Origin of the sequence: Chengkuizengella axinellae (assembly GCF_030730905.1) — a bacterium.
Lineage (GTDB): Bacteria > Bacillota > Bacilli > Paenibacillales > KCTC-33759 > Chengkuizengella > Chengkuizengella axinellae.
On record NZ_JAVAMP010000001.1, the window covers coordinates 154199 to 175175 of the forward strand.

Below are 20977 nucleotides of genomic sequence, written 5' to 3' on the forward strand. Positions count from 1 at the left end.
TAGTAGTACAAAACCTAGATGGGGAGGAAAAGTACATGAATCATTACAAATGGATTAAGCAGGTAACCTTAGTGTCACTCCTGATGTTACTAGCATTTACAGCAGGGTGTTCATTATGGGAAGATGCAGGGGAAAGCAATTTGATTGACCCGCCTCCTGAAGATATAATGGCAAGCCTTGAACTCGATGGCGATCAATCGTTTAGTGAAGAAGGGGAAATTGAGAACGTATCTATGTCTTTATATTTTAAAGATCAGAATGGATTTGTGGTACCAGTGACAATGAATGTACCTCTAGTTGAGGGCATTGCAAAACAAAAGTTAAGACACATGGTGAATGATGGACCTATAATGGAAAAGCTCCCATATGAATTTACTCCATTACTTCCTAGCGGTACAGAAATATTAGGTTTGAATATTGAAAATCAACTGGCAATTGTTGATTTCTCTGAGGAATTTCTAACATATGATATGAATGATGAACGTAAGGTTTTGGAGGCAGTTACTTGGGCTTTAACCGACTTTCCAACAGTAGATAACGTAGTTATCAATGTAAATGGAGAGACATTAACAAAAATGCCTGCTCAATATTTTCCACTTGATGAACCTTTGTCTAGAGAGATGGGGATAAATATTGAACAATCAGAAGGAGTACCATTAAGTCAAACAACTCCAGTCACATTATACTTTTTAGATCAGACTAATGATTCACAAAGCTATTTTGTGCCTGTTACAAGGCTGATTCAAATCCCTGATGATATTGTAGAAGCAACGATGAAAGAATTAATTAAAGGGCCATATGGACCTTCAGGATTACATTCAGTGATGATTCCATCAGTTGAAGTTTTAAATACTGATCTATCTGAGGACCTAATTACGTTGAATTTAAGTGATCATATTTTAGGCTTAGATGAGATGGTACCAGAAGAAAGTTTACAGTCCATTATTTTATCATTAACGGAGAACACGGATGCAACCAAATTTCAATTTTTAATTAATAATCAGAGTTATGATTCACCTGTAACAAAATCAACTCAAATGAATGTATTTGAAATGTAAAAATTTCACCCCAAAAAGTGAAGAAAAGCTATGTAGATTAGTCCGAATACTTTTCGGGGACCCCGTGATCTTATGAAAACAATAAAAGTGAAACCAAGAGATTATGTGGAAACTTTAACCGTCAATATGAATGTCATTTGGCGGTTTCATTTTTTTTTAAACCATCTTCAATCATTATGGGTTTAAGTTAACTCAATGTTTTGGTAAAATGAGGTGTATTCTAAATATAAAATTGCATACGATAAGTTCATAACGATATTAGGGGGAACTAAATTGAGAATAGATGGTAGAGCAAATAATGGATTAAGACCTATTAAAATTACAACAGACTTTAATAAATATGCTGAAGGATCTGTATTAATTGAGTTTGGTGATACAAAGGTAATTTGTACAGCAAGCATTGAAGATAGAGTTCCTCCTTTTTTAAAAGGGCAAGGTAAAGGTTGGATCAATGCTGAATATTCCATGCTTCCTAGAGCCACACAAACCCGAAATCAACGCGAAGCATCAAAAGGGAAGTTAAGTGGAAGAACGATGGAGATTCAACGTTTAATCGGTCGTTCACTTCGTTCAGTTGTTAATTTGAAAGCGTTAGGAGAAAGAACCATCACTTTAGATTGCGATGTAATCCAAGCAGATGGAGGAACAAGAACAACTTCTATTTCGGGTGCTTTTGTCGCAACTGCACTTGCAATTAACAAGTTTTTCAAAGGAAAACAGCTTCCACAATTTCCTCTTACAGATTATTTAGCATCTGTAAGTGTAGGTATTGTCAATGAAAAGCCTCTTTTGGATTTAAATTATAAAGAAGATTCCACAGCAAAAGTAGATATGAATGTAGTTATGACAGGCCAGGGTAAATTTGTAGAGGTGCAAGGTACTGGTGAGGATTCACCATTTTCTAAATCAGAATTTACAGAGTTGGTTGATCTAGCTGAGTCTGGAATTCAAACGATTATTCAGCTTCAAAAGGATGCCTTAGGTGATGTAAGCAAGAAAATAGGAGTTTAAATGAAATGATCAATGATGAAATTGTAATTGTAGCTACTAAAAATCAAGGAAAAGTAAAAGAGTTTGCGAGGTTGTTAGAAAAATTAAATAAACAGGTTCGCAGCTTGGCCGATGTTGAACATGTTCCAGATATAGTTGAGGATGCTAACACATTTATTGAAAATGCAGAAAAAAAAGCAAGCATTATAGCAAAACATTTAAACACCACCGTCATTGCAGATGATTCAGGTTTATGTGTTGATGAATTAAACGGGGCTCCTGGTATTTATTCTGCAAGATATGCTGGTGAACATGGAAATGATAGTTTGAACAATAAAAAATTGCTTGCGGAACTGAATAAACTAAGTCTTGAACCTAATCAAAATGGCTGTTTAAGCAAAGCACAGTTTCAATGTGCTTTGGCGCTTGTTAACCCTGCTTCTGATGAAGTAATTAGAGTTGAAGCTTCCTGTGAAGGATGGATTACGAATCAACCAAGAGGTGAACACGGATTTGGTTATGATCCATTATTTTATTTACCGCAATATGAAAAAACGATGGCTGAATTAGATATAGAGGAGAAAAATAAAATTAGTCATCGCGCAAATGCTTTAAAAGAATTATATAAAGTATTAAACTCCAACAATGGGTGAAATGAATCTCCTTGTTAAACTTTCTTTGTTTAAACAAAATAAAAGGATCGTACTTAAAAGTACGATCCTTTTTCTTTTCATTTAATTTGAATTTTTAGGTACATAGTTCGATTTTTTAAGATATTTTTTAGTTTTGTTTTAAAAATTTTTAAATTTTGAGTTGTATACTTTTAAGTGTATAAAAGAACTTTGTTTTAACAATTAGGAAAAAGGAGAGAGGAAATATGAAAGCAAAAAAAATAGCAGCAACAATTGGGTTATCTACACTATTAATTGGAGGTTTATTGTATGGTACATTGTCAAATTCAAGTAATGCTCATTCATTATCAGTAAATAATCCATCATCCCAATTAATTGACGCTAAGCAAGAAGTGTCAGAGGATTTACTAGCGACAGTCGAGGTTACAAGAAATACACCTGATTTAATGGAAGTGAAAACAACCCAGAATAATAGTGTATATACGACTCAATTTAAATTAGTTGAGGCTCATACGTATACCCTCATTAGTACTAATATGTGGTCTGATGGTGAGGAAGATTACGGGAGTGCAATAGTAGAACTGTCACCTGATTTCGAAATAGAAGAGTATGCTTCATTGTTGAAAGATACTTATGATGCCATTTATGAAATCGATCATTCTGTAAGAGTACTAGGTGATGAATATTTTAAAACAGAAAAATATATAGAGGATCTGAAAAGAAATGATGAAACAAATCAAGCCTTTTTTATTTATAAAAGTGAACATATGACTAGTAATGTGTCAGAGGATTTACTAGCGACAGTAGAGGTAACAAGTAATACGCCTGATTTAATAGAAGTAAGAACAATTCAAAATAAAAGTGAATATACTAGTCAATTTAAGCTAATGGAGGATCAAACTTATACTCTCTTTAATACTAATGTTTGGAGTGATGGAGAAGTAGAAGAAAGTGAAGGTGTAAAAGTAGAATTATCACCAAACTTTGATGTATATGAATATGCGGGATTGTTGCAAAATACTTATGATGCCATTTACGAAATCGATCATTCTGTCAGAGTATTAGGAGATAAATATTTTGAAACTGAAAAACATGAAATTGATTTAAAAAATAATGATGAAACAAATCAATCGTTTATCAAGTATAAAACAGAACATATCAACTTGGTTGATTAAATCTAATAAAGAACGCCAAGTTCAAGATTCAGATGAAGTTCCATAAGCAAGAGCACAATTTCAAGGTATTGTACTCACGTCCAGTCAAAACCTAATTTTAACTCATATAATACACTATTAAAAATCTTGCAAGAAGGTGAAATTAATGGGTGTATTTAATGATTCCATATGTAATTGCTGTGTTTGCCCAATGCAATCAGTTTTGAAGCAGTTTGAAGGGCAAAGTTTGATAGGTCTAGCTACTACTAATAACACTTTTTTTGATTTAGTAAATGGCATTCAGGTAGTAAGTGTAGATGAATTTGTTGTTTCTACCTCAATAGGAGATTTTCCTATTTGTCAGTTTTCAGGTTTTGTATATGATTCAGTTGCAGTCCCTATTGAAATTAAATTACAACCAATTAAAAAGAACAAAGGGGAATGCGCTTGTTGTGAGGATCCTATAACAAATGTACTAAAATCGTTTGAAGGAGAGGTCGCATTTGTAGAAGGTATTACTGGTGGTGGTGCATTTCAACCAGCAGGAGATACATTAATTGAACAAGTAGGTGAAGGGATTTTTACTATTAGATCAATTGATCCACTTTTTCCTACTATTTTAGGAGCAGGTTCTAGTTGTGTAATAACTAGGGTTGGACCACCGATGGGGAGCAATTTAAATCAGTCTACATTTTTCTGGTCATTAAATAAAAATTAACTTCCTTGTTTATTTAGTTAATTATCCAGTGGGGGATGCCATTGATGCCATAGAACCCCCACTGAAAAATGGTTTATTTTATACTTATGTTATATTTTCGAAGCCAAAAATCTACTTGAGCTAAATAAGCAAACAGTTGTGGTCCAGACATTAACTGGCCAAACCAAGGGAAATGATATGATTTCACATCTGAATTGGCAATTTCTTTTATTTTATTAACATTAATTAGTGATTGCAATGGGGAGGAGGAATCATCAAGAATTTCCAAGATCCACATTTTAACGGCCTCTGTATAATTCGGATTATGGGTTTTTGGATATGGGCTTTTTTTACGCTGAATAACATCCTCTGGTAATATACCTTTCAATGCTTTTCTTAAGATACCTTTTTCACGATCTCCTGCTGTTTTAATTTCCCAGGGAATATTCCACACATATTCGATTAATCGATGGTCACAGTAAGGAACACGGACTTCAAGACCGACCCGCATACTCATTCGATCTTTTCGATCCAATAAAGTTGGCATAAATCGTGTAATGTTTAAATAAGACATTTGTCTCATTTTTCTTTGCTCAGCAGTTTCACCTTTTAAATGTGGTACTTCCGAAATAGCTTGTGCATATCGATCTTCTACATACTGTTCTGGACGAATCCATTCCTTTAATTCATCAGATAAAATTTCAAGTCTTTTATTCAATGTAAGAGACCACGGGAAAGTACTTGCACTTAAAGAATCTTCTCTATGAAACCATGGATAACCTCCAAAGATCTCATCGGCAGCTTCACCAGATATAGCGACTGTGGCCTGTTTCTTAATTTCACGGCAAAATAAAAAGAGGGAGCCATCTACATCCGCCATCCCTGGGGTGTCACGTGCATCCACAACATCTTTTAAGGACTCAACTAACTCTGGCGTATCAAACTGTATGTTTTGATGATTGGTGTTTAAAAATCCACTCATTCGCCTAATCCAAGGCTGATCTGAGTTAGGTTGGAAATCATTTTCCTTAAAGTGAATATCGTTGTCTACATAATCAACAGAGAAAGTATTCACCGTTCCTTGCTTTGTTTGATTATAATAATTTACTGCAATGGCTGTTAGGGCGCTTGAATCTAATCCACCAGATAATAATGTACAGACTGGCACATCTGAGATTAACTGTCTCTCAACAGTGTCGATTAATAATTCCCTAATTGTTTGCGCTGTTTGATCTACATCTTCTTCATGAGGGTGAGATTCCAATTTCCAATATGGATATTTTTTAAGTCCGTTTTTATTTAATTCTAAACAATATCCTGGTTTTAATTCCTCCATATTTTTATAAATGCCATGTCCTGGTGTTCGAGCTGGTCCAATGGCAAAAATCTCTGCTAAACCTTCTGCTCCAATTTCAGGTTTGAATGAAGGATTTTCCAGTATAGCTTTAGGTTCTGATCCAAACAAAAAGCTGTCGTTTTGATATGAGAAAAATAAAGGTTTTACACCTACTCTATCCCTTGCTATAAATAATTTTTCTTCTAAATCATTCCAAACTGCAAAGGCAAAAATTCCGTTTAAACGATCTACACATTTTGTTCCCCACTCGACGTATGAGATCAACAAAACCTCTGTATCACAAGTGGTTTGAAAGGTATGCCCACGATTGATAAGATCTTCTTTAAGTTCAAGTGCATTATAAAGTTCACCATTATATACAATGACAAAGGTTTGATAATCATATTTACGCCACATAGGCTGTGCACCATTTTCTGGGTCAATTACACTTAAGCGACGATGACCAAGAGAGCAATGAGGTGACATCCAAGTTCCAGAAGCATCAGGTCCACGTGGAGCCAGTGTTTTTGTCATGTCTTCTAGAACAGTTGGATATTTTGTTAAATCATCATTCCAATGAATCCATCCTGTTATTCCACACATAAGGTTTCCTTCCTCTCTATGAAGTCATAATGGTGATATTTATACTTATAAAATAATCACCACGATGTTAAAACATATGCGATAAGGACATTGAAAATGTTAATGTACGACTTTGATGAATGGAAGTAATTTTATCAGGAGATACTGACATTGGGATGGAATCAGTACGAAGGGAGAAATCAATATGTATTCTGTTGCTTCGGTTGAAGATTTACGAAAAGTGGAGCAGAATGGAAATCCATGTATGCAAGCGATTATTAAATTAGAAGGACAAGAGCATCCTTATGCTGTATTATTTCAAAAATCTTCAGAGGGTGCTTATGAAGTGTTGAACTTGTATCGAAATGAAGCGGATTATAAAGTAGATTGGTATGATAATAGTTTACATCAAGCCTATGTGAATGTAGCAGATCAGAAACAGCATTTATTTCAAAATAGGGAAGAAGAAAATCAGTTTGTTGAGCAGATATTAAACTTTCAAAATAAAGGATAAAGAAAACCTCTGATTCAGTGTTTATGGGATTGGAGGTTTTTAACTCACATGAAAATAGAAGGCAGGCAAAGATCAACCACATAGTTGTAACCAAGGTCTTATTTTAGATTTTTTTTGTTATTATTTTATAAAAACAAGGGGAACCGGTTTTTTTTTTAGAAACTACGCCAGACTGATTCTCGTTGTCTTGCATGTAGAGATGGCATTTTTGTCTCCATTTGCTTGTTCTAAAATCACAACTCCTTCTCCAACATCAAAAACTGAACCAGTTAAAGAATTGTCTCCACTTGGACCTAGAAAATCAACAGTTACAATTTGTCCTCTCATTGTATCAAATAGATTAGTTGTGGGATCTTCACAACAAGCGCATTCCCCTTTATTTTTTTTAATGGGTTTTAATATTACATTTCGAAAACCAAGACCAACCTCAGATATATTACATACTGGAATTGTACCTTCCCCAGTCACTGCTAGAAAATTATTAACAGAAAATAATTCTAAAGAACCTTCTGTACTTGTTAGAGTTGTTAACCCAATAAATCCAGGTGCTAGTTGCTCCAAAATGGATTGAATTGGACACACACAACAATCACATATACTATTAGAAAAAAAGCTCATATGAACACATCCTTAGAAAGTTTATAATGTGATATTGTATGATTTTGAACATAAATTTGCTTGGATGGACGTCTATTTTAATGAAAATATATGATTGACTATCTAGATTAAGATGAAACGAACGTGGAATTGAAGTGAAGATTTGTTTAGATAAGATATGTTACAACTATTCACATTTAATAAACAAAAACCCTTGATATATAAGGGTTTTTTTCTTTTTTTAGGGGAAGTGCAACACAAAATAAGTAGATGAAAACAAAAAATGATGATTGTAATTAAAGAGAAATGGAGTGTAAAAACAACATTAGAAGGTTTCTTCCTTTCCAGCTTTCATGATAAATTGATTCCAGCAGTCGGACGCTAATATTACATAATGAGGAAGGAGACTATCGATGAATAATTCAAACACAGCAATAGAACAAACCAGTTCAATAAAACAAGATTCTAAACCTACTAAAAAAAGTAAGCGATTACAAAAAGCTTGGAAGTACATAAAAAGAGATAAATATCTGTATATCATGTTATTTCCAGTTATCGTATATTTTTTAATTTTTAAATATGCTCCGTTATATGGTGAAATTATTGCCTTTAAAAATTATCGATTAGCAGATGGTATTAATGGGAGCGAATGGGTTGGATTTGAGCATTTTAGAAACCTGTTTGCCAGTCAAGAGTTTTACACTATATTCAGAAATACGTTATTACTTAATTTTTATAGTTTAGTTTTTGTATTTCCTGTACCGATTCTACTTGCACTTCTTCTAAACGAATTACGTGGAGAGGGCTACAAGAGAGTATTGCAAAACATCCTCTATATACCTCATTTTATCTCATGGGTTGTAATTGGAGGGATTTTGATTGCATTGTTGTCACCATCTACGGGTTTCATCAATTATGCATTACAATTCTTTGGATTAGAACCAATTTATTTTATGGTAAGTAAATTTTGGTGGACCGTTTCTTTTATCGCATCGTCAGTATGGAAGGAAGCTGGATTTGGTACGATCCTTTATATGGCTGCCATTGCTGGAATCAGTCCTTCCCTATATGAAGCAGCAAAAATTGATGGGGCGAGTAAATTTAGGCAGATTTGGCACGTTACGCTTCCAGGCATTCGGAGTACGATAGCGATATTGCTCATCCTTCAAGTAGGAAAAATTATGGATGTAGGTTTTGAACATATCTACGTTTTACAAAATCCTGCTGTAAGTGAAGTCGCCGAAGTTATTAGTACCTATGTGTATTCAAGAGGAATTATAAATTTACAGTATAGCTATACTACGGCGCTTGGATTATTTCAATCTATTATTGCCTTGATTCTAGTCGTTTCTGTAAACCGTATCGTTAAAGCATTAGGTGAAAGGGGATTGTGGTAATGCAAAAATCGAAAACTGAAGTTTTTTTTACATGGTTTAACATTATCTTTTTAGCTCTATGTGCTTTTGCTACTTTGTTTCCTTTCTTGAATGTCATTGCAGTTTCGTTTAGCAGTGGTAGAGCAATCAATGCTGGAGAAGTATTTCTATGGCCAATTGAATTTAACTTTGATGCCTATAAACAAATTATTGATGATGGACAACTGTTTGTAGCCATGAAAAATTCCATTATTATCACAGTGGTAGGTACAGCGCTTAACATGGTATTTACTATTTTATGTGCATATCCATTGTCTAAAACAAGAGTGAAGGGTAGAAATGTGATACTCATGGGGATCTTGTTTACCATGTTGTTCAGTGGAGGGTTAATTCCTCAATTTTTATTAGTAGGTAATTTGGGATTAATGAATACTTACTGGGCTCTATGGCTTCCCTCTTTGATCAGTGTTTACAATATGTTTGTCATGAAGACGTTTTTTGAAGGATTGCCAGAAGAGCTGGAAGAATCTGCTTCAATGGATGGCGCTAAGGATTTTACAATTTTATTGAGGATCGTGCTTCCGTTATCTATGCCTGTTATCGCTGCATTAACTTTATTCTATGCCGTTGGTCATTGGAACGCATATCAGAGTGTTTTAATTTACATTCAGAGTAGTGAAAAGCTATCCCTCACAGTAAAACTGTTTCAAATGATAGATCTTGTCAGTCCAGAACTGCTAGACAGCGGAGAAGGAACTGAAAATGATGTGGTATTAACTGAGCAAGCAATCAGGTCTGCTGCTATTTTCATCTCTATGCTTCCTATATTAGCGGTGTACCCATTCTTACAAAAGTACTTTATCAAGGGGGTGTTGATCGGTTCGGTCAAAGGTTAAGTTTGATAAATGAAGTGAAACGCTTTATATTAAAATTGGGGAGGAAATATCATGAACAAATCTAGTAAGAAGTGGCTCTTAGTGTTACTTACAATAGTGATGGTGATGGTACCCGTTTTAACAGCTTGCGGAGATAGCAGCTCTGAAGGGGAGGCAGATCAACCAAGTAAAGATGAACCTCAGGCAACTGCAGAAGGAAGTGAAAAGGATCCATATGATGATCTTCCAAAAGAGTTAAGCATTTCCACGTTAGATAGAGGGCGAGTATCCAGTGATGAGGGAACATATGAAGAAAACCGTTGGGTAGATTACATACGTGAGGAATCTGGTATAGATGTATCTATTGTTCCAGTGCCTCGTAAACAGTCATATGAAAAGTTAAACGTGCTGGTTGCTGCGGGTCAAGCACCAGATCTAATTTGGGAATATAGTCGTGATTATATGGGTAACTTGGTAACTCAAGGTGCTATACAACCAATAGGAGAATATATTGAAAAATACAGTACGTCGTATAAAGAATATTTAGAAGAAAACCCTGATTTGCTTCCTCTAATGACATTTGAAGGAGAAATCTATGCTGCAACATCAAGAAGAGCAAATAAAGCAAATCACGGGATGTTTATTCGTCAGGATTGGTTAGATGAACTAGGGTTGGATATACCAAAAACGATGGATGAATTACTTGCAGTAGCAGAGGCTTTCAAAGAAGCGAAACCAGACAGCATTCCTATTGTTGGAAAACAGACCTTTGTTACGATTGAAGCCATGTACGGCATGAGACAAGATAGATGGTTCCTAGAAGATGATAAAATGACCTATGGAGCAACCATGGATCGTTATGCTGAAGTTTTAGATGTATCTAAGACATTATATGAAAACGGATTAATTGATACAGAATTCCTAACAGATACGAATAACCAACGTGCAATACAATTCTGGACGACAGGGAAAGCAGGGATGATCACATATAACTGGGGTAGTGCAGGTGCTCATAACATTATGAAAGACCTATACACTAACGATCCAGATGCTGTAGTAGTACCTTTAGAACCAGTTGAAACACCATATGGCAACAATGGACTTTATCAGGAAACGGATGCCTTCATCTATGTTGCTTTTAATAAAGATATGAAAAATCCAAAGGCTGCGATTGAGTATTTAGATTGGATGATTGATGGTGGCTGGGTACAGCTTGTGAATGGTGAAGAAGGCATTCATAGTGAATTGGTAGATGGCGTGTATAAAGAACTAGATGCCGAGAAATTCAAAAAAGAAGTGTATTATGCACCAGAATATGGAGTGGTGAGAGATCAAACATTTACACCTGAGGAGATCGTAGTCAAAGCTGCAGATGATGAGATATCTCAAAAGGTTGCAAGTATGATAACAGATTCATGGTATGCTCAAACAAAGTATCCTTGGAGAAGAGATTTCCCTTACCAGCCAAGCTTTGCTGAATTTAGTGAGATTGAACCTACTATAGATACGATTGTTGAAGAAGTTCGTACGAAAATATTACTGCAATCAGATAAAGATGGTGCATGGGGACTGGAAGAAATCAGAAATGAATGGGAAAGAATTGGTGGATTGGAAGCAGACAAGGCTGCACAAGAATGGTATAATGCGAATAAAGATAGTTTCTAAACGTATAAACTAATATAACATTTAATATTACAGGAACAGGGGATGACAGCATGCAAAACCAATTGATGAGGAAATTGATCTTGGTCTTGTTGATTCTCCTGTTTCTTTTTGTTTCTGTAACCGCGTTCATTTCCTATTTTTTACTAAATAATAGACTTACAGATGAATTGGAAAATACGAATATGCAGTTATTAAGTCAGATTGATCAAAAGCTGGAACTTGTGCTGCAGCATGTAGATAAATTATCTTTTCAAACGTTGTCAGATGAAGAAGTTAAAGACTTTCTCGATGCTGAGATTACTGGACGGGAAAGACTAGAAAATTCATTCAATGTGACAACATTAATGACAAATATGATTAATAGTGATGAATACATTTTTTCAATAGATTTGTATTCTTTTCAAAATAAACAGAATCTCTCATCTTATTTTTCAAGTGATGATCTAATTAACTTTGAATGGTTGGATCAATTTGAAAAGTATGAAGGATATTTTGATTGGATGACAACTAGAAGGTTAATGATTCAGAGTGGTAATTACCCTATTTATCGTGATGTAGTCACATTAGCAAGAAAATATCCTATCATTTCCCCAAATCCTCGTGGTGTTATAGCTATTAATATTAAAGAAGAAGAATTATATTCCTTATTAGGAAATGATAGAGATGTTCAAATAGAATATACATTTATAGTGGATGATAAAGGACAAGTCGTACTTCATCATGATAACGATAAATTAGGTAAAGATATTAGTGAATACACCTATATTAAATCCTTGTTGAATAGTAGACAAGATCATGGAATTGTTCAGGCAGAAGTGAATGGTACAGAATCTACTGTTTTTTACCTGACTTCTAGTTATACAGATTGGAAGATCATTAGAGTTATCCCGGATGTTAGATATGATGAATCTCTTGTCGCATTAAGGAATACGATCTTTTTTATTGCTATGTTTTTGTTTGCAATTGCAGCTATTTCGGGCGTTTTTGCAGCATTTTGGACGTTTAAACCAATGAATCGTTTCTTTACTTCAATGTCTACGAAGTTAAATATGCATTCACATAACCGTCCTGTGAGTGAGAACTCAAGTGATTTTGCTTATTTTGAATCGATGGTTGAAAATGTTTTAAATGATAGAGCTAGATTGCAAACTCAGATTGTTGAGACTAAACCGATCATGAAATGGCGTTTATTGATGGAATTGCTTTTTAATTATCGTGCTAATTTCACAGAATTGAAAACCTATATGGATTTGCACGGTATACATCTTTACTCAAACCATTTTGTGGTGATGAGTATTGAATTTGATGATAAAGAGAATATAACAAATCTTAAGGATTTGCATCTATATACTTATGCGTTATGTAATGTTGTTGAAGAGTTGATTAATGCAGAAAGCAAAGGTGCAGCGATTGAACTGGAGAATGGACAATGCGCTGTCATTATGAGCTTTGACGATGAAGAAGATACTGAAAAACAAGTTATTAGAGCTGTTTCAGTAGCAGATATGATTAAGAATTTTGTGATGGAATCTTTTAAAAGAACGGTTACGATCGGAATAGGCGGTAGTGTATATTCTATGAAAGATATTCATTTATCATACAAACAGTCACAAGAGGTGTTGAAATATAAATTAATTATGGGGAATAATACCGTCATTACAGCGGATGATACGGTTGGTTACCAATCGCGTGAATACCAAAGGTTGTTGGCCATGTCAGACAGCATCATCGATGCACTCAAAGTGGGAGATGGAGATAAGCTGCGCAAACATTTGCGGAAATGGTTTGATGACATAGCACAACATAAAATTCCACCAGATATGATTAAACATTTAAATACTCAATGTTTAATGAGAGCTGCTACAGTAGCAGATGAAGTAGGAGTTCCTCTTGATGAACTCATTCCATCTCATCATGTTTATGATTCTTTGAATCAATTAGAGAGACTGGATAAAATACAAGCTTTTATGGTTAAAATGCTTGAAGAATTTATGGAACGAATTAAAGTGAAAAGAAATAGCAGAGAGAAAAATGACCTTATAGAAAAGGTACTTAAGTATATTCAAAAACATTATACAAGAAGTGATCTATCTTTAAATTACTTAGCTGATCATTTCCATGTTAGTGTATCTCATTTAAGCAAATTGTTTAAAGAGTATACTTCAAGTAATTTCACTGATTATTTGATGGAGATACGAATTAATAGATCCAAACAATTATTAGCAGAATCGAATAAAAAAGTGAAGGAAATCGCTGAAACAGTTGGATATACGAATGTAAATAGCTTTGTGCGGGTCTTTAAGAAGATGACGGGCTTGACACCAAGTGAATATAGAGAGAAGAAAAGGTTGAAATGACTCGTATAAGCAAAGCTTAAACATTGGGAAATCTGATGTAGATTCTACTCCATCTGATTAGGGAGATACTAGCTATAGAGATGTGAGTCTTTACGCTAATCTATATAGTAGGATAAGGTAGTAAACAATTCAATAAAATTGGGCAGGTTAACCTGCCCAATTTTATATATAGAAAGCCGAAACCTTATATTCAAGGACTGTTGTCATTAATTGTATTTATGTTAAGCAAAAATAGGAATATGACCCTCAAAGTTCCTTATCTTATCACTGTCTAAATGCTGTAAGTCTACCTCTACTAAGAGAGGTAAGATATATGAATGTAATCACTAAGAATTTCTGCATCGTGCGGTTTTTCCATGCATAGTGATTGGCCTCACATGAAGGTAGTCAACCACATGGTTTACATCAAATTGAATATTATACCGCATACATAAAAAAGAAATCAATCAAAAGGAAGAGCTTAAATAATATTAGGGTAAGCGCTTTACTTATTGTGGGTTTTGGAATAAAATTGTATAAAGGAGTGAATTTCATGCAAGAAAGTTCAATAACAAAACATTTGATTGAGGAAAGTGGAGAACGCAAACTGCCAGATCCGTTATATACAAATGCAGGTGAACAAATTATATCGACAGAACAATGGGAATCCAATCGTAGACCTGAATTATTGGAGATGTTTAAAGAACATATTTATGGACGCAGTCCTGTAAATAGACCTGATTCCTTATCTTTTAATGTAGTAGAAACAAAATCCGTGATGGAAGGAAATGCAGTTCTAAAGAAGGTAGATATTTCTTTTGAAGGTCCTGGAGGTAAAGGAATAATTCATTTGAAAGTATTTGTTCCTACAAATCTTAAAAAACCTGCACCTGCATTTGTACTAATCAATAAATTTAATGATGAGCAGGAAAGAAAAGAGATGTGGGGGTACTCCCCAGAGAAGAGTATGATTGAAAGAGGATATGGAGCTGTATTTTATTGTACAGCAGATGTTGATCCAGATGAGCATGATGAGTTCAAAAATGGTGTGCATGGAATTTATGATGAAGAGCAGCGTCCATCAGATGCTTGGGGAACGATTGCAGCATGGGCATGGGGAGCCAGTAGAGTTATGGACTATCTTGAAACGGATACAGACATTGATTCTGACAAGGTTGCAATTGTAGGTCATTCTCGAAGTGGAAAAACGGCATTATGGACAGGGGCTTTGGACGAGCGCTTCGCTTTTGTAATTAGTAATGAAAGCGGTAGCACTGGGGCGGCCATTTCTCGTGGAAAGATAGGAGAAACAATTAACCAAATTAATACGAAATTCCCTCATTGGTTTAACGATAACTATAAATCTTTTAATGATCGGGAATTTGAGCTGCCAGTGGATCAGCATATGCTTTTATCCATGATTGCTCCTCGTCCAATCTATGTTGCTAGTGCTTCAGAAGATCTATGGTGTGATCCAGAATCTGAATTTTTATCTCTATCATTTGCGACTTCAGTGTACCAATTATATGGTTTTAAAGGCTTAGGTACTAAGCAGCCCCCACCTATTGATTCACCCATTATTGGCGATCAGATGGGATATCATAATAGATATGGTAAGCATAAATTAAAAGAGTATGATTTAGTGCAGTTCATGAACTTTTGGGATGGATATTTTGAAAAAGAAAATGGACATAAAAAGGGTTAGCGAACTACATTACATTGAGGAGTTGAATTGATGTGAAAGATTCATTAACGGAATATTTAATTGCAGCCAGTGGAGAACGTAAGGTTCCAGATACACTTTATACACAAAAAGGCGAAAAAGTGACTGCTGCAGAACAATGGGAACAAGTTCGTCGTCCTGAAGTATTAGCGCTTTTTCGAGAGCATGTTTATGGGGTGAACCCTGTAGAAAGACCAGATTCTTTATCATTTAATATAGTAGAAACAAAAGAAGGTATGATGGGTGGGAAAGCAACTCGAAAGCAGGTAGATATCTCTTTTGAGGGACCTGGTGGAAAAGGCACAATTCGCTTGTTATTATTTGTGCCTTCAAAACAAAAAAAACCAGTCCCTGCATTTTTATTGATAAATAAACGAGGGCTAGATCATATGGATCCTGAAAGAGAGAAAAGGTCTGGATATTGGCCAGCAGAATCCATCGTTGAAAGAGGTTATGCAGCAGCTGTATTTTGGACAAATGATGTGGATCCAGATGAACATGATGAATTTAAAAATGGAGTACATGGGATATTTGATGATAAAGAACGCCCTTCCAATGCATGGGGTACGATTGGTGCTTGGGCATGGGGAGCTAGCAGAGTAATGGATTATTTGGAAGCGGATTCAGATATTGATGCAGATCGAGTCGCGGTTGCAGGGCATTCCAGAACAGGAAAAACGGCATTGTGGGCAGGAGCTGTAGATGAGCGTTTTGCGTTTGTGATTAGTAATGATTCAGGAAACACAGGTGCTGCAATTTCTCGTGGAAAGATAGGGGAAACAATTAACCAAATTAATACAAAATTTCCTCATTGGTTTAATGAAAACTATAAAACTTATAATGATAAAGAATTTGATCTCCCTATAGATCAGCATATGTTATTATCTCTGATTGCTCCACGTTCAGTCTATGTGGCTAGCGCTACAGAAGATGAATGGGCAGATCCCAAATCAGAATTTCTATCTCTTGTTTACGCGACTCCAGTCTACCAATTATATGGATTTAATGGACTGGGGACAAATCAATTTCCACAGCCTGAATCTCCCATCATTGGGGATAAAATGGGGCATCACATTAGAATCGGTAAACATAATTTAACACAATATGATTGGGAGCAATTTATAAACTTTTGGGATCAAATTGATAAATAAAAGAAACACAACTGATATAAAAGTCTTATGAAAGATAAAAATATATTGGGAGTGACACAAAATGAATGCAGAAACAATGGAATTATTTAAAACGTTAACTGAAATGCCTGCAGCACCAGGGTTTGAAAGAGAAATTCGCAAATTTGTTAGATCAGAAATAGAAAAATATACAGGAGAAATTATTCAGGACCGTTTAGGAAGTATATTCGGTGTGATTAGAGGCGATGAAGCAGGTCCAAGAGTAATGGTGACTGGACATTTAGATGAAGTCGGTTTTATGGTGACAAAAATAACGGATAACGGCATGATTCGCTTTCAACCTTTAGGGGGATGGTGGAGTCAGGTGTTATTAGCTCAACGTATGCAAATTATTACAAAAACGGGGCCTGTTATCGGATATATAGGCTTTAAACCTCGACGTATGATGTCTAAAGAACAGCTTGCAAAACCAGTAGATATTGATCAAATGTTTATCGATGTCGGTGCAGATGATCGTGAAGATGCAGAAAATATGGGGATTCAGCCTGGATTGCAAATTGTTCCTATAGGTGACTTTACGGTATTATCCAACCCCAAAAAAATATTGGCTAAAGCATGGGATAATCGTTATGGAGTAGGTTTAGCCATAGAATTGCTAAAAGAAGTGCACAATGAACAATTGCCTAATCTGTTGTTTTCAGGTGCGACAGTGCAAGAGGAAGGGGGAATTAGAGGCGCGGTTACAGCTGCTAATCTAGTGAAACCTGATATTTGTTATGGATTGGATGCTAGTCCTGCTAACGATGCCACAGATAAAGATGGATTTGGTCGGCTTGGTAAAGGTGTTCAGTTAAGGGTATTGAGTAGAGAGATGATCACACATCAAGGAATAAAGGAATTTGTTTTAGATACAGCAGAGTCCAACCATATTCCTTATCAGTATTTTGTAGCAACAGGAGCAACAGATGCAGATAAAATACAATTAAATGGAATTGGAGTTCCTTCAGCAGTCATAGGAGTATGTTCGAGGTATGTGCACTCCTCTTCTTCTATTTTGCATGTGGACGATTATGCAGCGGCTAAGGAGCTGCTAATAAAACTAGTAAAAACAACAGATAAATCAACTTATGAGCAAATCATTAAATATTAGGAGTTGTATATAATCATGCCTATTCTTAATCATATAGAGAATCATCAGGATCTATATTTAAAATTGCTAGAGGAATGTGTGAATATTGATTCTCCTTCAAGGAATAAAAATAATGATCAATTTTCTAGATGGTTCGCAAGTCAATTTGAAGAGCTTACAGGTGGTACAGTTGAAATCATAAAAAATGAAGAGTTCGGTAATTACCTGCGTTGTCAGATTGGAAGTGGTGATAAACAGTTAATGCTTTCAGGTCATTATGATACGGTGTTTCCGTTAGGGGAATCCGCTAAGCGTCCATTTTACATACAAGATGACAAAGCTTTTGGCCCTGGGGTTTTTGATATGAAATCAGGACTGATTGTGGGATTGTTAGCTCTGAAAGCACTTGTTGATGAAGGAGAGTTCCCAACAGACCGCAGTGTCGTATTTTTTATCAATAGTGATGAAGAAGTAGGTAGTCCTCAATCGAGGTCATGGTTTGAAAATGAAGCAAACAATTTCGATGCTGCGTTAGTTTTAGAATGTGGTAACACTTTAGTAACTTCAAGAAAAGGAAGTCTAAGATACAAATTAAAAGTGGAAGGGGTTTCCGCACATTCTAGTGTACCTGAAAAAGGGGTTTCAGCTATCGAAGAACTTTCCAGACAAATCATTCGACTGCATGCTATGAACAACAAAGAATCGGGTGTAACAGTGAATGTAGGTGCTATTAAGGGAGGCATGGGTCCCAATACGGTAGCAAGTGATGCTGAAGCACTGATAGATATCCGCTCAAACTCTTTGAATGATCTTGAAAAAATTCATGCTGAGCTAGAAAGTTTCGAGCCATTTTTAGAAGGAGCAAAGTTAAAGTTTTCAGGTGGTATAAATCGTCCTCCTATGGAGCGAACTAAAGAGATAGAGATATTATATGAACAAGCAAAAGAAATTGGCAACAAATTAGGGATGGAAATCAAGGAAAAAGCATCAAATGGAGGAAGTGACGGCAATTTTATTGCTTCCTTTGGTGTTCCAGTAATAGACGGATTAGGAATGAGAGGGGGATATGCCCACTCTCCTAAAGAGTTTATTTATATTCATGAAGCACCTAAACAAACTTTATTTGTAGCTAATTTAATAAAAAACTTAGAGATCTAAGGTCGTATTGAAATACTAGAATTAATTAAACTACTATACTAGAGGAGGTGTTATTGGGTGTCTATTGAACAACATATTAAGGATCATCAGAATTTATATTTAAAAATGTTAGAGGAAAGTGTAAATATGGATTCTCCATCTAAAAACAAACATAATAGTGACCGAGTAGCCCAGTGGTATGCAAATCAATTTGAAAATTTAATAGCGGGTGGAGCTGTTAAAATGATCAAAAATAAAGAATATGGTGATTTTTTACGTTGTCAAATAGGAGATGGGGATAAACAGCTGCTGCTTATCGGTCATTTTGATACTGTATTTCCTATGGGGGAATCAGAGAAACGTCCTTTTTACATAAAAGAGGATAAGGCTTTTGGTCCTGGTGTTTATGATATGAAATCTGGTATTTTGGAAGGCTTTTTTGCATTAAAGGCATTGGTAGATGAAGGGGAGTTCCCATCAGACCGCAGTGTTGTATTTTTCATCAATAGTGATGAAGAGATCGGAAGCCGAAGTTCTAAACAAATGATTATGGATGAAGCCAGAAAATCTGAAGCTGCACTAGTACTTGAATGTCCAATGGAGCCAGATGGCAGTTTGAAAACCTCTAGAAAAGGGTGTGGAAGGTATAAAATCATAGTGGAAGGGGTTTCAGCACACTCTGGTGTAAATCCACAGGATGGTGTTTCTGCAATTGAAGAGATGGCTGTACAAATCCAACGATTACATGCTTTAAATAACTACGAGACAGGCACTAATGTGAATGTAGGTGTGATTAAAGGTGGGCTCGGACCAAACATCATCGCGAATTTTGCGGAAGCAGAGATTGATGTTCGAGTACAATCATCAGAAGAATTGAATCGTATAGAAGAGATTTTTAAAGAATTTAAACCTGTTTCGGATGGAGCAACACTTCAAATCACAGGTGGAGTCCTTCGCCCACCTATGGAGCGTACGGATGGGATTGAAGAACTTTTTGAACAAGCAAAAAAAATAGGTGAAGTAATAGGTATGGATATAAAAGAAAGTGGGACGGGAGGAGGAAGTGATGGGAATTTTATTGCATCATGTGGGGTTCCATTACTAGATGGCCTAGGGATACGAGGAGGACATGCACATTCTCCTAAGGAATTTATTTATGTTCATGAAATACCGAAAAAGACGTTGTTTTTAGCAAATCTAATTAAAAGCTTGAAGATTTAGATCATGAATTTGTCACGGCAGCACCAACCCTACTTCTTTCAACATAAATCATAAAAAAGGAAATATGAATACAAGTAAAATCATTGAAGCTTCTTCCATAATGAAGAAGCTTTTTTGTTCTATAATTTGAATTCCATTGAAATCGACTTGAATTTAAGGTGGTGATCCAGGTGGTCCAACACTTGTTACAACTAATGTAGAGCCTGCACCAATAATGGTAGGGAATTCTACTGATCTAAAAGTGAAAATTCCTTCTCCCACATCTGTAATTTGTGTAGTTCCACCAGGTTCTCCTCCCATGCCATCGATAAATACAAATTGACCTTTCATTCTATTCATTATTTCTGTCATAGGGGTTTCACAACAAGCACATTCTCCTTTAGTATTCTGTTTTATAGGTTTTAATGGTATTTCAACAGGAATTAAACTTGAGTCATAAAAAAGACCTGAAATATGCTTAATGGCTATACTGCCTACAGAAGTATTTACGATAAAATCTTTAACTTCATTTATAGTAAGGTTATCAAATCTACTTTGATTCGTGACAATAGAAACTCCTTGTTCTCCCTCTAGTGCCTTTAAGATACACTGCATTGGACAAACACTGCAATCACAGATGGATTCATCAAATGCTCCCATTTTAAACAACTCCTTTGTAGTTATTTTGAATAGTATATGATCAAAGAGTTTGTTTTGAATGGACTCGTGTACCGAGCAAGGAAATTTCCGCTAATCTCCCGTTTGTTTACGATTTTAGATTTTGTCATTTCAATTACTGCATCACGTGAGGTAGCTCTTTTTGTCATACTTTTGCCACTATATAGT

The 20977-nt window shown here is 35.4% G+C and carries 18 protein-coding genes; 15 read left to right on the forward strand and 3 right to left on the reverse strand.

Annotated elements, in window-relative coordinates; all coding sequences use genetic code 11:
* Positions 1 to 35 precede the first annotated feature (35 nt).
* From Q5Y73_RS00860 to Q5Y73_RS00880, 5 genes are all read left to right on the forward strand, one after another.
* On the forward strand, positions 36 to 1058 hold the full coding sequence (locus tag Q5Y73_RS00860) for a GerMN domain-containing protein (protein ID WP_305989957.1): 1023 nt from the start codon (positions 36 to 38) through the stop codon (positions 1056 to 1058).
* A 273-nt stretch (positions 1059 to 1331) separates the two neighbouring features.
* Positions 1332 to 2069 (forward strand): ribonuclease PH, encoded by a 738-nt coding sequence (gene rph, locus Q5Y73_RS00865; RefSeq protein WP_305989958.1) that lies wholly within the window; start codon positions 1332 to 1334, stop codon positions 2067 to 2069.
* Between the two features lie 5 nt (positions 2070 to 2074).
* Entirely contained in the window at positions 2075 to 2701 is a 627-nt protein-coding gene (locus Q5Y73_RS00870) for an XTP/dITP diphosphatase (protein ID WP_305989959.1), read from the forward strand.
* 224 nt (positions 2702 to 2925) lie between these two features.
* Positions 2926 to 3855 carry a hypothetical protein gene (locus Q5Y73_RS00875; RefSeq protein WP_305989960.1) on the forward strand — a complete coding sequence of 310 codons (930 nt, stop codon included), beginning with the start codon at positions 2926 to 2928 and terminating at the stop codon, positions 3853 to 3855.
* Positions 3856 to 4000: 145 nt separating this feature from the next.
* A complete protein-coding gene (locus Q5Y73_RS00880) occupies positions 4001 to 4552 on the forward strand; it encodes a hypothetical protein (protein WP_305989961.1) in 552 nt (183 codons plus the stop codon).
* Positions 4553 to 4625: 73 nt separating this feature from the next.
* Here the strand turns inward: Q5Y73_RS00880 and asnB are convergent, their stop codons facing one another.
* The gene (gene asnB / locus Q5Y73_RS00885) at positions 4626 to 6470 is read right to left on the reverse strand and encodes an asparagine synthase (glutamine-hydrolyzing) (protein ID WP_305989962.1); all 1845 of its coding nucleotides are present in this window, start codon (positions 6468 to 6470) and stop codon (positions 4626 to 4628) included.
* 184 nt (positions 6471 to 6654) lie between these two features.
* Here asnB and Q5Y73_RS00890 point away from each other — a divergent pair, with 184 nt between their 5' ends.
* A complete protein-coding gene (locus Q5Y73_RS00890) occupies positions 6655 to 6963 on the forward strand; it encodes a hypothetical protein (RefSeq protein WP_305989963.1) in 309 nt (102 codons plus the stop codon).
* Positions 6964 to 7125: 162 nt separating this feature from the next.
* Here Q5Y73_RS00890 and Q5Y73_RS00895 read toward each other — a convergent pair whose 3' ends face one another.
* A complete protein-coding gene (locus Q5Y73_RS00895; protein ID WP_305989964.1) occupies positions 7126 to 7581 on the reverse strand; it encodes a hypothetical protein in 456 nt (151 codons plus the stop codon).
* A gap of 392 nt (positions 7582 to 7973) precedes the next feature.
* Here Q5Y73_RS00895 and Q5Y73_RS00900 point away from each other — a divergent pair, with 392 nt between their 5' ends.
* The 9 genes from Q5Y73_RS00900 (at position 7974) to Q5Y73_RS00940 (ending at position 20152) form a co-directional block, all read left to right on the forward strand.
* Positions 7974 to 8957, forward strand: a complete 984-nt coding sequence (locus tag Q5Y73_RS00900) for an ABC transporter permease (RefSeq protein WP_305989965.1) — start codon at positions 7974 to 7976, stop codon at positions 8955 to 8957.
* Positions 8957 to 9832, forward strand: a complete 876-nt coding sequence (locus Q5Y73_RS00905; protein WP_305989966.1) for a carbohydrate ABC transporter permease — start codon at positions 8957 to 8959, stop codon at positions 9830 to 9832. Before Q5Y73_RS00900 ends, Q5Y73_RS00905 begins: the two co-directional genes overlap by 1 nt.
* A 51-nt stretch (positions 9833 to 9883) precedes the next feature.
* Entirely contained in the window at positions 9884 to 11476 is a 1593-nt protein-coding gene (locus tag Q5Y73_RS00910) for an extracellular solute-binding protein (protein ID WP_305989967.1), read from the forward strand.
* 50 nt (positions 11477 to 11526) lie between these two features.
* Complete coding sequence (locus Q5Y73_RS00915) at positions 11527 to 13833, forward strand: helix-turn-helix domain-containing protein (protein ID WP_305989968.1); 2307 nt, start codon at positions 11527 to 11529, stop codon at positions 13831 to 13833.
* 532 nt (positions 13834 to 14365) lie between these two features.
* The gene (locus Q5Y73_RS00920) at positions 14366 to 15517 is read left to right on the forward strand and encodes a glucuronyl esterase domain-containing protein (protein ID WP_305989969.1); all 1152 of its coding nucleotides are present in this window, start codon (positions 14366 to 14368) and stop codon (positions 15515 to 15517) included.
* Between the two features lie 32 nt (positions 15518 to 15549).
* Positions 15550 to 16686: a dienelactone hydrolase family protein gene (locus Q5Y73_RS00925; protein WP_305989970.1), complete on the forward strand. Its 1137-nt coding sequence runs from the start codon at positions 15550 to 15552 to the stop codon at positions 16684 to 16686.
* 61 nt (positions 16687 to 16747) lie between these two features.
* Positions 16748 to 17815, forward strand: a complete 1068-nt coding sequence (locus Q5Y73_RS00930; protein ID WP_305989971.1) for a M42 family metallopeptidase — start codon at positions 16748 to 16750, stop codon at positions 17813 to 17815.
* 15 nt (positions 17816 to 17830) lie between these two features.
* Positions 17831 to 18952, forward strand: a complete 1122-nt coding sequence (locus tag Q5Y73_RS00935) for a M20 family metallopeptidase (protein WP_305989972.1) — start codon at positions 17831 to 17833, stop codon at positions 18950 to 18952.
* A gap of 57 nt (positions 18953 to 19009) precedes the next feature.
* The gene (locus tag Q5Y73_RS00940) at positions 19010 to 20152 is read left to right on the forward strand and encodes a M20 family metallopeptidase (protein WP_305989973.1); all 1143 of its coding nucleotides are present in this window, start codon (positions 19010 to 19012) and stop codon (positions 20150 to 20152) included.
* Between the two features lie 153 nt (positions 20153 to 20305).
* Here the strand turns inward: Q5Y73_RS00940 and Q5Y73_RS00945 are convergent, their stop codons facing one another.
* A complete protein-coding gene (locus Q5Y73_RS00945; protein ID WP_305989974.1) occupies positions 20306 to 20791 on the reverse strand; it encodes a hypothetical protein in 486 nt (161 codons plus the stop codon).
* Between the last annotated feature and the right edge of the window lie 186 nt (positions 20792 to 20977).

Bases quoted from the DNA above. Each gene is read 5' to 3' on its own strand.
- Q5Y73_RS00875 (WP_305989960.1), top strand. From the start codon at position 2,926: ATGAAAGCAAAAAAAATAGCAGCAACAATTGGGTTATCTACACTATTA.
- Q5Y73_RS00860 (WP_305989957.1), top strand. From the start codon at position 36: ATGAATCATTACAAATGGATTAAGCAGGTAACCTTAGTGTCACTCCTG.
- asnB (WP_305989962.1), bottom strand. From the start codon at position 6,470: ATGTGTGGAATAACAGGATGGATTCATTGGAATGATGATTTAACAAAA.
- Q5Y73_RS00945 (WP_305989974.1), bottom strand. From the start codon at position 20,791: ATGGGAGCATTTGATGAATCCATCTGTGATTGCAGTGTTTGTCCAATG.
- Q5Y73_RS00930 (WP_305989971.1), top strand. From the start codon at position 16,748: ATGAATGCAGAAACAATGGAATTATTTAAAACGTTAACTGAAATGCCT.
- Q5Y73_RS00870 (WP_305989959.1), top strand. From the start codon at position 2,075: ATGATCAATGATGAAATTGTAATTGTAGCTACTAAAAATCAAGGAAAA.
- Q5Y73_RS00910 (WP_305989967.1), top strand. From the start codon at position 9,884: ATGAACAAATCTAGTAAGAAGTGGCTCTTAGTGTTACTTACAATAGTG.
- Q5Y73_RS00890 (WP_305989963.1), top strand. From the start codon at position 6,655: ATGTATTCTGTTGCTTCGGTTGAAGATTTACGAAAAGTGGAGCAGAAT.
- Q5Y73_RS00905 (WP_305989966.1), top strand. From the start codon at position 8,957: ATGCAAAAATCGAAAACTGAAGTTTTTTTTACATGGTTTAACATTATC.
- Q5Y73_RS00920 (WP_305989969.1), top strand. From the start codon at position 14,366: ATGCAAGAAAGTTCAATAACAAAACATTTGATTGAGGAAAGTGGAGAA.
- Q5Y73_RS00915 (WP_305989968.1), top strand. From the start codon at position 11,527: ATGCAAAACCAATTGATGAGGAAATTGATCTTGGTCTTGTTGATTCTC.
- Q5Y73_RS00895 (WP_305989964.1), bottom strand. From the start codon at position 7,581: ATGAGCTTTTTTTCTAATAGTATATGTGATTGTTGTGTGTGTCCAATT.
- Q5Y73_RS00900 (WP_305989965.1), top strand. From the start codon at position 7,974: ATGAATAATTCAAACACAGCAATAGAACAAACCAGTTCAATAAAACAA.
- Q5Y73_RS00935 (WP_305989972.1), top strand. From the start codon at position 17,831: ATGCCTATTCTTAATCATATAGAGAATCATCAGGATCTATATTTAAAA.
- Q5Y73_RS00880 (WP_305989961.1), top strand. From the start codon at position 4,001: ATGGGTGTATTTAATGATTCCATATGTAATTGCTGTGTTTGCCCAATG.